Genomic DNA, 10886 nt, shown 5'->3' with positions numbered 1-10886 from the left:
CCTCGCGGATCGGCGTGTGGCTCCGCATTTTCAGGCGGATCCTGGCGAAGCGGCCGTCGGTCGTATCCTGGTCGTGTGCGGGCCCCGCGCGGTTGCTGGGGGAGGCGGTGGGGGGTGACGTCGGGCAAATCAATGTCTACGAATGGCGGAAGGTGGCTAATAGCATCTCTAGGATCTCGATCGTGTTGCGATCGGGGATACCTGGGAAGCTCTTAACTTTAGTCAACGCCGCTTCCGCAACATCTCGCAGAAGTGCTCGTTTTTTGCTTGTTTCACTAACGTTCATTACATTCTGCAGAGCCAACGCGGATTGATAAAGAAGAAATGCCTGCTGCTCTACCGAGAAGCGTTCTCCTAGCCAATCAAGATCCGCGACACGCGGCACCATTTGCATCATGGTGACAGCAGCTAGTCTGCTCCCCGGCGATCCCGAACCTTTGTATACGCCAATTGATTCCACAACGCTTTGTGCAAGGGATCGCATCTTTACGACGACGCGTGTCATGGCACGGGTGCGGCCGGCTCCGGGTGGTAGCGCTTGCCTCAAAGAATCGTATTCCAAACAAAGCTTATCCAGCTCGCGGAGGAGCTCCTCTGAGCCGCTGGCCCTTGATTGTGCTTCAATTCGCGCCGCAGCTTCGATTTGCCTCGGTGTTATTCTCCCGTCCTTGTCTTTGTCGACATTGGTCTCGGCGTCTGCAATCCGATCGAGTTCGACAGCGACCCCGGGGATTGTTGCCTTTCTCACTCGATCCAGCATTAACGGTAGTTTGCCCAACGCAGATTGGAGTTCGCGGCGAAAGAACGTCACAACTATCAAGGCTGTCGCCGGCCAGGCAACTGCTCCAATGAAAGCAGCAGTGGCTGTTAGGAGCTTTGCATACTCCTCCATGGCTCGTCCTTTGATTTTGTCTCGAACTGCCCAATTATTCGAGTTGAAGCGCAAATTGCTTCGGTTTCGAGTTCGCTGATCGCAAAGTTCTACCAAAGGTAGCATGGCCGCAGCCGATATAGAACAAGAAAGCCGGGCATTTGCCCGGCTTTCGTCTGGACACCCGGGCCAATTACGGACCGGGCAATTGGAGAGGATCACAACACCCGATTGCTCTCCTTCACCTTCTCCGCATCCAGATAAACGCTGCTCCCCATCTCCTTGAACTTCGCGCTCATCTTCGCCATGCCGTCCTCGGCGGTCCCGCTCATCGACATGCCCACGCCATTCGGATCGTTCAGCGTTGCCGCATAATCCCGCACGTCCTGCGTGATCTTCATCGAGCAGAATTTTGGACCGCACATCGAGCAGAAATGCGCGACCTTGTGGGCTTCCTTCGGCAGGGTCTCGTCGTGGAAGTTCTTGGCGGTCTCGGGGTCGAGGCCGAGGTTGAACTGGTCGCTCCAGCGGAAGTCGAAACGGGCGCGGGAGAGGGCGTCGTCGCGCAGCTGGGCTGCCGGATGGCCCTTGGCGAGATCGGAGGCGTGCGCGGCGATCTTGTAGGTGATGACGCCGACCTTGACGTCGTTGCGATCGGGCAGGCCGAGATGCTCCTTCGGCGTGACGTAGCAGAGCATGGCGCAGCCGAACCAGCCGATCATGGCCGCACCGATGCCCGAGGTGATGTGGTCGTAGCCGGGCGCGATGTCGGTGGTCAGGGGCCCGAGGGTGTAGAACGGCGCTTCGCCGCATTCCTTGAGCTGCTTGTCCATGTTGATCTTGATCTTGTGCATCGGCACGTGGCCGGGGCCTTCAATCATGACCTGGCAGCCCTTGTCCCACGCGATCTTCGTGAGTTCTCCGAGCGTCTCCAGTTCGGCGAACTGCGCGCGGTCGTTGGCATCCGCGATCGAGCCCGGACGCAGGCCGTCGCCGAGCGAGAACGAGACGTCATACTTGCGCATGAGGTCGCAGATCTCGTCGAAATGGGTGTAGAGGAAGCTTTCCTTGTGATGCGCCAGGCACCACTTCGCCATGATCGAGCCGCCGCGCGACACGATGCCAGTGACGCGATTGGCGGTGAGGTGGATGTATTGCAGGCGCACGCCGGCGTGGATGGTGAAATAATCGACGCCCTGCTCGCACTGCTCGATCAGCGTGTCCTTGTAGAGCTCCCAGGTCAGCTTGACCGGGTCGCCGTCGCACTTCTCCAGCGCCTGATAAATCGGAACGGTGCCGATCGGCACCGGCGCGTTGCGCAAAATCCATTCGCGGGTGGTGTGGATGTTGCGGCCCGTGGAGAGGTCCATCACGGTGTCGGCGCCCCAGCGGATTGCCCACACCATCTTCTCGACCTCTTCCTCGACTGACGACGTCACCGCCGAGTTGCCGATATTGGCGTTGATCTTGGTGAGGAAGTTGCGGCCGATGATCATCGGCTCGAGTTCACTGTGGTTGATGTTGCAGGGAATGATGGCGCGGCCGCGGGCGATCTCAGCTCGGACGAACTCCGGGGTGATGAAGGCGGGCACTTCCGCGCCAAAACTTTCGCCGTCGGCAAGCGCTGCTTCCGCCCGCTCGAGCTGCTCCTTGCGGCCGAGATTTTCGCGCGCGGCGACGTAGATCATCTCCTTGGTGATGATGCCGGCGCGGGCGAATTCGAGCTGCGTGATCTTGTGGCCGTCGAGGCCGCGCAGCGGCTGATGATAGGCCGAGAAGGCGCGCGCGGCCTTGTCGGTGGAGACGCTGCCATTGTCCTCCGGCTTGATCTGCCGTCCCTGATATTCCTCGACGCCGCCGCGCTCCAGCACCCAGGCCTTGCGGCCGCGCGCGAGACCGGCGTTGACGTCGATGGTCACGCTCGGGTCGGTGTAGGGGCCGGACGTGTCGTACACCGGCAGGTTCGGCTCGCCGGCACCCTCGGACAGGATGATCTCGCGCAGGGGCACGCGCAGCTCGGGCGCGGCATCGGGCGAGGCGAAGATTTTTCGCGACGAGGGCAGCGGGCCGGTGGTGACGGCGGGGATGGTCTTGTCGGGATTGGAGCGGATGTTCATGGGATCCTCCGGTTTAATTCGGTTGTGTGTGCGTCTAGGCGAGGGCGGTGAATTCTTGCTCCGTCATTGCGAGCGCAGCGAAGCAATCCAGAATCTCTCTGCAGAGACAGTCTGGATTGCTTCGTCGCAAGTGCTCCTCGCAATGACGTGGAGAGAGTGCGCATCACGCCGCCTCCGCGGAGAGGCCGAGCCACTGCCGCACCCGCGCATCCGGGTCGGCATTCTGGGTGACGTCGCTGACGACGGCGATGGAATCCGCGCCGGCGGCAAAGATCTCCGCGGCGTGCTCGAACTTGATGCCGCCGATCGCGACCAGCGGGATATTGCCGATGCGCTTCTTCCATTCCGTGATCTTCGGAATGCCCTGCGGTTCGAAGCGCATCGATTTGAGCGTGGTGAAGAAGATCGGGCCCAGCGCGACATAATCGGGCTCGGCGGCGAGCGCCGTTTCAAGCTCGGCATCGTCGTGGGTTGAGACGCCGAGCGACAGGCCGGCCTCGCGGATCGCAGCGAGGTCAGCGTCGGCAAGGTCCTCCTGACCGAGATGCAGATATTTCGCGCCGGCGACGATCGCCGCGCGCCAATAGTCGTTCACGACCAACTTGGCTTGCGTGCCCGCGGTGATCGCCAGCGCATCGGTGACGATCTGCAGCGATTGCGAATCGTCGAGGTCTTTGGCGCGCAGCTGGATGGTGCCGACGCCGAGCCTGGTCAGGCGCTCGACCCAGGCGAGGCTGTCGACGACGGGATAAAAGCGATCAGGATACGGCATGCCAGAACGGTGTCCCAACGACAGGGGTGGAAGGGGAGGCGAAATCGCGGGCGTTCATCAGCCCGGCTTCGTAAGCGGTGCGGCCGGCCTCGATACCGAGGCGGAAGGCATTGGCCATGGCGACGGGATCGGCGGCTTTTGCGATTGCCGTGTTGAGCAGCACGGCGTCGTAGCCGAGCTCGAGCGCCTGCGCCGCATGCGAGGGCGCGCCGATGCCGGCGTCGACCACCAGCGTGATGTCAGGCAGCCGCTCGCGCATCAGCTTGAGCGCATCGCGGTTGGTGATGCCTTTTGCGCTGCCGATCGGCGCCGCCCAAGGCATCACCACCTTGCAGCCGGCATCGACCAGCCGGTTCGCGACCGAAAGATCCTCGGTGCAGTAGGGGAACACTTCAAAGCCGTCCTTGATCAGGACGCTTGCGGCTTCCACAAGGCCGACCACGTCGGGCTGCAGCGTGTCGTTGTCGGCGATGACTTCGAGCTTGATCCAGGATGTGCCGAACAATTCGCGCGCGAGCTTGGCCGTCGTCACCGCCTCGCGCACGCTGCGGCAGCCGGCGGTGTTCGGCAGCACTGTGACATCGAGCTCGCGGATCAGATTCCAGAACGCATCGCCGGTCTTGCCGCCGGCAGATTCGCGCCGCAGCGACACCGTGACGATGTTCGAGCCCGAGGCGCGGATCGCCGCCTGCATGATCGCAGGCGAGGGATAAAGCGCGCTGCCGATCAGCAGGCGGGAGGGGAAGGTTTTGCCGTAGAAGGTCACCATGTGGTGTCTCTCCAAATGACACTGTCATCCCCGCCTAGTGCGCAAATTGCGCACGGGGGGCGGGGATCCAGTATTCCAGAGGCGGTGCGGCTAGAACCGAGACGCCGCGGCGTACTGGATCGCCCGGTCGAGCCGGGCGATGACAGCGGAATGTGTGGCGCGCGCCTAGGCGATAAATGGAGAGCCATCCTCACCCTCCCTGCCGCGGTGTGATGATCTCGATCTCGTCGCCGGTTTTCAGCGCGGTCTCGGCCCAGCGGCTCTTCGGCACGACGTCGTAGTTGAGCGCGATCGCGAAATGGGTGCCTTCGTAGTCGAGCTCGCTGAGTAGCGCGTCCACGCTAGCGGAATTCACCTCGCGCTGCTCGCCGTTCACGATCACGCGCATTGCATCACCTCATTGTCGATCTGGCCGCGCTCGACAAAGCCAAGCGTCAGCTCGGCCAGAACAGGTGCGATCAGGAAGCCGTGGCGGTAGAGGCCGTTCACGCTGATCGTGTTGCCGCGGATGCCGATGCGCGGCAGATTGTCGGGGAAAGCAGGGCGCAGGCCGGAGCCGAATTCGACGATGCGGGCCTCGCCGAAGGCGGGATGCACGGCATAGGCCGCCCCCAACAGCTCCAGCGCGGAACGCACGCTGACGCCGGTGTCCTCGGCCTCGATCGAGGTCGCGCCCAGCATGAACAGATTGTCCTCGCGCGGGATCACATAGAGCGGCCAGCGCGGATGAATCAGCCGCACCGGGCGCGCGAGCTGCACCTCGGCGGTCTCGATCAGGATCATCTCGCCCTTGACGCCGCGTAAGCCAGGCTGCTCGTCGCGCGCAGCAAGGCCGCGGCAGTCGATCACGAGGCCTTTAGGATCAAGTTTTGCGAGTTCGGCCGCGGCGACGTCGCTTTCGAACTTGATGGTGCCGCCGGCGGCGCGGATGCGCTCGTGCAGTTTAGGCAGCACGCGGCGCGGCTCGACATGGCCCTCGGTCGGGAAGAACAGCGCGTCGCGGAAGCGGCCTTCGAGCGACGGCTCGAGCTCGGCAAGGCCGGCGGCATCGAGCCGGCAATGGCCCTCGGTCATGCGGGCAAAACGCTCGAAATCGTTGCGCTCGCGCGGGTGGGCGACGACCAGCGAGCCGTTGAAGGGCGTGTCGGGCAGCTCGCGCCGCCAGATGTCGAGCGAGCGCAGGCCGAGCCTGGAGATGATGGGTTCGGAAACCTCCGCCTCGCAATAGGGCGCGAGCATGCCGCCGGCCCAATGGCTGGTGGCGTCGGTCATGTCGGCGTCACCGCGCTCGTGCAAGGTGACGGCGTGGCCGGCCTGTGCGAACAGCAAGGCCTGCCAGGCGCCAGCAATGCCTGCGCCGATGATGGATACCGGGGAATCCGGTCGCTTGGTCGTCTGCAACATCCCTGTCCCTTCGCCGGCATGACCCGGATCAGGTTCAAAGGGTCACCGCGGTCCTGGGCGGATTTGCCCATTTAGCGGTATCTCAGCTCCTCCTCGGAGCACCCCTCGGAACGGCTCTAATGTATGCCAGTGACAGGCTGTGTCAACGCGTTTGGCGGGAACCGCACTTACCTGGGCGTCTGTGCCCGAGCGTTGCGAACGCGCTGGGCGAGCTTCCGGTGCGGCGCGGCGCCGAATATCGGCTGCGGATTGCCGTTCGGCTCGAGCCAAGGGGCGCTCATATTGGCCTCGTTCGTATTGGCGACTTGCACGGCCTCCTGCCGCTGCCGCTTTGCGGCGTAGTAATAGCCGCCGGCGAAATAACGAACGGCCCGGGCGTGGTCGCCATTTGCCGCGTGATAGGCGCCGGCGAGATATTTCACGGCATAGGTGAGGTTGGTGTTGGGATCGCGCAGGCCGGCGGCGTCGCCGGTGTAGCCGACCCCGCGGGCGGTCGCGAGCTTGATCTGCATCAGCCCGATGGTGCCGCCATGGCCGACCAGGCCGGGCTGATAGCGGCTTTCGCGCATGATCACGCGATGCACCAGCGCCTCCGGCACGCCGTTGGCGCGCGCGTGGGCCGCGACCATCTCGGCGTACTCCGCTTGGCCCGCGAATGCGGCCTGTGGCAACGTCAGTCCGGCCGCGAGCAGCGCGGCGATACGTAAAATTTTCATCAGATATCCCGGAGGTCCCTGAGACTGATTGAAGGCCTGCGCCCGGCTGCCGTTTAGGCATCCCGAACGCGGCGATGATGTGACCAAACGCCGCCGTTAATTTTTTCGCGGCGCCGAGCCGCAGTGACGACTCAATGCTGGCGCCAGAGTTTCCTCAGGCGGACAACTCGCGACAGCAGGCCTGTCTATTCGCATGGGCGAACGAAAGCGAGTATGTAGCGGCCAGCGAATCGGGAGAGGTGCCATGACAAAATCAACCATGGTCAAAGCCCACAGCGGCGACATGTCAGAACACGATTTGCCCAGAAACAATCCCTGTGCCCAATGCGGCACGCTGATCCCGACGCCCGACTGGATCGAGCCGGGCGAGGGGCGCGTCTCCTATCTCTGGACTTGCCAGGCCTGCAATTATCGCTTCGAGGCGATTGCGATCTTCGACGAGGCTGCCCTCGAGCACCCGCCGCTCGCGGCCTGAAGTTAGGCCGCAAGCCGCGGCTGTTGCCATACCGGCAATTGCATCCGCACGATCAGCCCATGCGGCTCGCGGTCGTGCAGCGACAGCTCGCCGCCATGGGCGAGGGCGATCGCGCGCGCGATCGACAGACCGAGGCCGAAGCCGGTGGACTCGTCCATGGTGCGGGCGTCGTCGCCGCGCACGAACGGCTCCAGCATTTCCTGCTTGCGCGCATCCGAAATGCCGGGACCGTCGTCCTCGACGTCGATGACGAGTTTGGCGTTCGAGATGTCGAGCCGGATCGTCACCTCGGCGCCGAAGCGCACCGCGTTCTCGACGAGGTTGGTGACGCCGCGATGCAGATCGTCGGGCCGCGCCACGGCGGTCGCGGATTGCGGGCCGGCATAGTGCACGACATGACCCATGTCGCCGAACTGGTCGGCGATGAGCTGCAGCGTGCTCGCGATGTCGACCAGCGTCACTGCCTCGATCTGGCGGTCGTTGCGCAATAGCGACAAAACGGATTCCAGCATCGATCGCATCTGGTCGAGATCTATCAGCATGCGCTTGCGGTTGCCTTCGTCCTCGACGAACTCGGCGCGCAGGCGCAGCCGCGTGATCGGTGTGCGCAGATCGTGGCTGATCGCGGCAAGCAGCCGCGTGCGGTCCGACATCAGTCGCGCGATCCGCTCGTGCATGCGGTTGAGCGCGCGCGCCACCGAGCGGATCTCTTCCGGGCCGCGCTCGGGCAGCGGATCGGCTGTCCCGTCCAGGCTGAAATTTTCGGCCGCCTTTGCAAACGACGACAGCGGCGCCGCCAGCGCGCGCGCCGCCCACAGGCCGAGCACGGTGACGCAGATGAAGGTGGTCATCAGCGCCATCAGCCACGGTGCGCCCCAGAACCACGGCCGCGGGCCGCCACGGACCTGGCCGGCGATCACAGTGCCGTCGGGCAGCTGCACGCCGATGCGGTGCTCGCCGGCTTGGGGGGCGAGCTGCACCACCTTGTAGCCGCGGCCGAGATGGCGGCGGATCCCGTGCAAATGTTGGCCTTCGCTGTCGTCGACGACGTTCGCGGTGCCGGGCGCGAACGTCTCGATGTTGAGCTTCGGGAAGGCGCGCGCGAGATCTGCGATGAGGCGCGGCCGCTCGGCCTGCTCAGCCGAGCCGAGCAGCACCGCGGCGTCCGCCAATTGAGGCGCGCCGTCCGGCGCCGCGTCCGGGCGGTCCGGCCGGCCGATCAGGAAGGCGGCGGTGACGACGAGATGCAGCGCGACGGTGGAAGCCAGCACCACCGCGGCGATCTGCCCGCCGATACCCCTGAGGTGGAAGAACCCGAACAGCTTCATCGTCGGCGTTCCCTCAGCGGCTCAGGGACGCCGCGACCGCTTCAGTCCTGACCGCTTCAGTTCTTGGCGTGAACAAATAACCGCCGGAGCGCACCGTCTTGATCATGGTCGGATCGGCCGGATTGGGCTCGATCTTGCGGCGGATGCGGCTGACCAGCACGTCGATCGAGCGCTCGAACGAGCCTGTGCTGCGCCCCTGCGTGAGGTCGAGCAGGCTGTCGCGCGAGAGCACGCGGCCGGGACGCTCGCAGAACGTCCGCAGCAGGTCGAACTCGGCGCTGGTCACCGCGACGCGCGCGCCGTCGGGATTGCGCAGCTCGCGCAGGCGCAGATCGATGCGCCAGCTTTCGAAGGCGAGCGTGCTCGCGCCTTCGATCGAGCTTTTCGCCTGCGCGGCCGCCTGGCGGCGCAGCACCGCGTTGATGCGGGCGAGCAGCTCGCGCGGGTTGAACGGTTTCGGCAGATAGTCGTCCGCGCCCATTTCGAGGCCGACGATGCGGTCGACGTCCTCGCCGCGTGCGGTCAGCATGATGATCGGCGTCTGTCCTTCCGCGCGCAGCTTGCGGCACAGGCTGAGGCCGTCCTCGCCGGGCAGCATGACGTCGAGGATGATGAGGTCGACGCGATGATCGGCCATCGCGCGCGACATCTCGCGGCCGTCGCTCACGGCGGTGACGTTGCAGGCGTTGTTGCGGAGGTATTTCGCAATCAACGTCCGGGTTTCACGGTCGTCTTCGACGACAAGGATGTTGGGATTGGGAAGGGCCATGCGCTTTGTTTGTCCAAGATTCGGGCCAAATGGCGAAGAGATTTGTTTCAGATTGTTTCCATGGCCCATGCTGCAACAGCAGGACATCACCGGGCAGGGAAGCGGCAAGGTCTCGTTAAGCGCGCTAACCATACCGTGGCGTGGTCGGCCACGAAACCCCGCAGAACTCACGGAGCCATCATGACCTCGATTTCGGCGGCCTCCGCCGGTCACCACCAGTCGCCGTTGCAGAGGCTGCAGCAGCAATTGCAATCGGACGTGTCCGCCGGCACGGTCTCGTCGTCGGACCAGTCGGCGCTTTCGACGGCGCTGACCGACATCGACACGGCGCTTCAGCAGGGCCGGTCGAGCGATCAGTCGAGCGGCGCGCGTCCCTCCAAGGATGACATCGACTCGAAGATCGACGACCTCATCTCCAACGAGGTGTCGAACGGGACGCTGACGTCAGACCAGGCCGACGAGCTGAAGAACGTATTCCAATCCGCCTTCGCCAATGGCGCCGGCGGTCCCGGGGTGCGGGCGGCCCCCCGCCAGGTCCGCCGCCGGACGACAGCTCGTCGGATTCGGCGTCAACGGACGCGACCAGCAGCACGTCAACCGCCTCCACCACGGCCGAGATCCTTCAGCAGTTTCTCCAGGCGCTGCAGCAGTCGCAATCGTCGTCGTCGTCTTACGGCGCCAACGGCAGCTCATCAGGCGGCTCGGACTTCGCCGCGCTTCTAATCGACTACAGGAGCTGATCTGCGTGACGCAGATCGGCGCGTTCCTCGCTGCGGTCTTGCTTCACCCAGGGCGCACGATCGTCCGCGAGGAACAGTGCGCTGCAAAATGTTCCTGAGTGACTTAGGAACAATCGCACGCGGCTCCAATCCTCGCGCAGCACGCGACGAAATTGCAGCACGCGCGGAACTGGGACTGATCCGAGCTGTTTTCTCCGCACGAGTTTTCTGCTGAAGGAGAGGACAATATGTTGATGAAATCGATCGCGGCCGGTCTCGCCGGTACCGCACTGCTCGCAACCGTTGCGTTCGCGCAAAATCCGACCGCCACCACCGACAAGGCGCCGGCTGCCGCCGCCTCGACGACGACCACGACCGCGTCGGGACAGTGGCGTACGTCCAAGATGAACGGCATCAAGGTCTATAACGACGCCAACGAGAACATCGGCTCGATCAACGATCTGCTGATGGACAAGAGCGGCAACATCAAGATCGCCGTGATCGGCGTCGGCGGCTTCCTCGGCCTGGGCGAGCATCTGGTCGCGGTGCCCTATGAGAAGCTGAAATTCGTCAACGAGGCCGTTGCCTACACCGGCGCTGCCGGGAACAACCCGAACAGCGCGGCCAACCGGCCCGCGGCGACCACCACGACGGGTGCCGCGACCGGCACCGACAACAAGCCCGCGACGACGGCCACGTCCTCGTCGAAATGGTATCCGGACCACGCCGTGTTCAATGCGAGCAAGGACGAGCTGAAGAACATGCCCGAGTTCAAATACTCGGAGTAACGCGGTTCTGAACGGCTAAACGAAGCGGGGGGGGGGGGGGGGGGGGGGGGGGGGGGGGGGGGGGGGGGTTGTGGGGGGGGGGGGGGGGGGGGGGGGGGGGGGGGTGTTGGGGGGGGGGGGGGGGGCCGCGCGGGGGGGCGGTGGTGGGGGGGGGGGGG

At 64.5% G+C, this 10886-nt stretch carries 11 protein-coding genes, 1 pseudogene and 1 riboswitch; of the genes and pseudogenes, 3 read left to right on the top strand and 9 right to left on the bottom strand.

The window, feature by feature from the left end; translation table 11 throughout:
* Nucleotides 1–136 precede the first annotated feature (136 nt).
* From AC0L30_RS24660 to AC0L30_RS24630, 7 genes are all read right to left on the bottom strand, one after another.
* Complete coding sequence (locus tag AC0L30_RS24660) at nucleotides 137–892, bottom strand: hypothetical protein (RefSeq protein ID WP_473405395.1); 756 nt, start codon at nucleotides 890–892, stop codon at nucleotides 137–139.
* A 197-nt stretch (nucleotides 893–1089) separates the two neighbouring features.
* Nucleotides 1090–2988, bottom strand: a complete 1899-nt coding sequence (thiC, locus tag AC0L30_RS24655; protein ID WP_473405394.1) for a phosphomethylpyrimidine synthase ThiC — start codon at nucleotides 2986–2988, stop codon at nucleotides 1090–1092.
* A gap of 163 nt (nucleotides 2989–3151) precedes the next feature.
* Nucleotides 3152–3760, bottom strand: a complete 609-nt coding sequence (locus tag AC0L30_RS24650; protein ID WP_354201090.1) for a thiamine phosphate synthase — start codon at nucleotides 3758–3760, stop codon at nucleotides 3152–3154.
* Nucleotides 3747–4529, bottom strand: a complete 783-nt coding sequence (locus AC0L30_RS24645; protein ID WP_219685489.1) for a thiazole synthase — start codon at nucleotides 4527–4529, stop codon at nucleotides 3747–3749. Before AC0L30_RS24645 ends, AC0L30_RS24650 begins: the two co-directional genes overlap by 14 nt.
* A gap of 190 nt (nucleotides 4530–4719) precedes the next feature.
* Nucleotides 4720–4917 carry a sulfur carrier protein ThiS gene (gene thiS / locus AC0L30_RS24640; protein ID WP_473405393.1) on the bottom strand — a complete coding sequence of 66 codons (198 nt, stop codon included), beginning with the start codon at nucleotides 4915–4917 and terminating at the stop codon, nucleotides 4720–4722.
* Nucleotides 4908–5933, bottom strand: a complete 1026-nt coding sequence (locus AC0L30_RS24635; protein WP_473405392.1) for an FAD-dependent oxidoreductase — start codon at nucleotides 5931–5933, stop codon at nucleotides 4908–4910. The genes thiS and AC0L30_RS24635 overlap by 10 nt, the downstream gene beginning before the upstream one ends.
* Nucleotides 5921–6049, bottom strand: a riboswitch (TPP riboswitch). Its footprint overlaps the gene before it by 13 nt.
* 51 nt (nucleotides 6050–6100) lie before the next feature.
* Nucleotides 6101–6649, bottom strand: coding sequence for a lytic transglycosylase domain-containing protein (locus AC0L30_RS24630; protein ID WP_007600777.1), 549 nt, complete (start codon nucleotides 6647–6649; stop codon nucleotides 6101–6103).
* A gap of 244 nt (nucleotides 6650–6893) precedes the next feature.
* Between AC0L30_RS24630 and AC0L30_RS24625 the strand changes: the two genes are divergently transcribed.
* Nucleotides 6894–7124 carry a hypothetical protein gene (locus AC0L30_RS24625; RefSeq protein ID WP_473405391.1) on the top strand — a complete coding sequence of 77 codons (231 nt, stop codon included), beginning with the start codon at nucleotides 6894–6896 and terminating at the stop codon, nucleotides 7122–7124.
* A gap of 2 nt (nucleotides 7125–7126) precedes the next feature.
* Here AC0L30_RS24625 and AC0L30_RS24620 read toward each other — a convergent pair whose 3' ends face one another.
* Nucleotides 7127–8452 (bottom strand): ATP-binding protein, encoded by a 1326-nt coding sequence (locus AC0L30_RS24620; RefSeq protein WP_473405390.1) that lies wholly within the window; start codon nucleotides 8450–8452, stop codon nucleotides 7127–7129.
* A 13-nt stretch (nucleotides 8453–8465) separates the two neighbouring features.
* Entirely contained in the window at nucleotides 8466–9221 is a 756-nt protein-coding gene (locus AC0L30_RS24615) for a response regulator (protein ID WP_473405389.1), read from the bottom strand.
* Nucleotides 9222–9401: 180 nt separating this feature from the next.
* Here AC0L30_RS24615 and AC0L30_RS24610 point away from each other — a divergent pair.
* Nucleotides 9402–9961: pseudogene (locus AC0L30_RS24610) on the top strand (hypothetical protein).
* A 227-nt stretch (nucleotides 9962–10188) separates the two neighbouring features.
* Nucleotides 10189–10728 (top strand): PRC-barrel domain-containing protein, encoded by a 540-nt coding sequence (locus AC0L30_RS24605; protein ID WP_007600783.1) that lies wholly within the window; start codon nucleotides 10189–10191, stop codon nucleotides 10726–10728.
* The last annotated feature ends 158 nt before the right edge of the window (nucleotides 10729–10886 follow it).

It is taken from the genome of Bradyrhizobium sp. MI1.11 (genome assembly GCF_055811255.1).
This window is presented reverse-complemented; position numbering and strand designations above follow the sequence as displayed.